Consider the following 615-nt stretch of genomic DNA (forward strand, 5'->3'; position numbering starts at 1 on the left):
CGTCGAGCGCCACCGGCGCGTCGTCCCAGTACAGCTTGCCCGCGTCGTCGATCGACAAGGTGACGGATTGCGGCGTGTCGCGCGCGACGCTGGCCGCGACCTTCGGCAGGTCGAGCCGGATCGCGTGCGTCATCAGCGGCGCGGTGATGATGAAAATGACGAGCAGCACCAGCATCACGTCGATCAGCGGCGTCATGTTGATCTCCGCCATCGGCGCGGACGTCTTGTGGTGCTCGAGTCCGCCGAATGCCATGGTCGCTCCTCCGGAATGGACGCGTCAGGCTTCCTGCGCGCAGACGAACACGTGCAGGTCGCGCGCGAAACCGTCGAGTTCCTCGGCGAGCTGCCGCACGAGCCGCCCGAGGATGTTGTAGGCCAGTACCGCGGGAATCGCGACCACGAGCCCGAACGCGGTCATGATCAGCGCCTCGCCGACCGGCCCCGCGACGCTCTCGATCTGCGCCTGCCCGCTCGCGGCGATGCTGCCGAGCGCGTGATAGATGCCCCACACGGTGCCGAGCAGCCCGACGAACGGCGCGGTGCTGCCGATCGACGCGAGCAGCACCTGGCCGAACTCGAGGCGCCGCTGCGAGCGCAGCATCGCGTGCCGCAACG

At 68.9% G+C, this 615-nt stretch carries 2 protein-coding genes; both read right to left on the reverse strand.

Translation table 11 applies throughout. From position 1 onward, the window contains the following. Nucleotides 1-253 (reverse strand): biopolymer transporter ExbD (locus DPV74_RS41755; protein WP_162923358.1); only part of this gene is annotated, 253 nt, incomplete at its 3' end. 24 nt (nt 254-277) lie between these two features. Further along, on the reverse strand, nt 278-615 hold a 338-nt coding region (locus tag DPV74_RS41760), incomplete at its 5' end, for a MotA/TolQ/ExbB proton channel family protein (RefSeq protein ID WP_162923359.1).

Origin of the sequence: Burkholderia sp. HAN2018 (assembly GCF_024704855.1) — a bacterium.
GTDB lineage: Bacteria > Pseudomonadota > Gammaproteobacteria > Burkholderiales > Burkholderiaceae > Burkholderia > Burkholderia cepacia.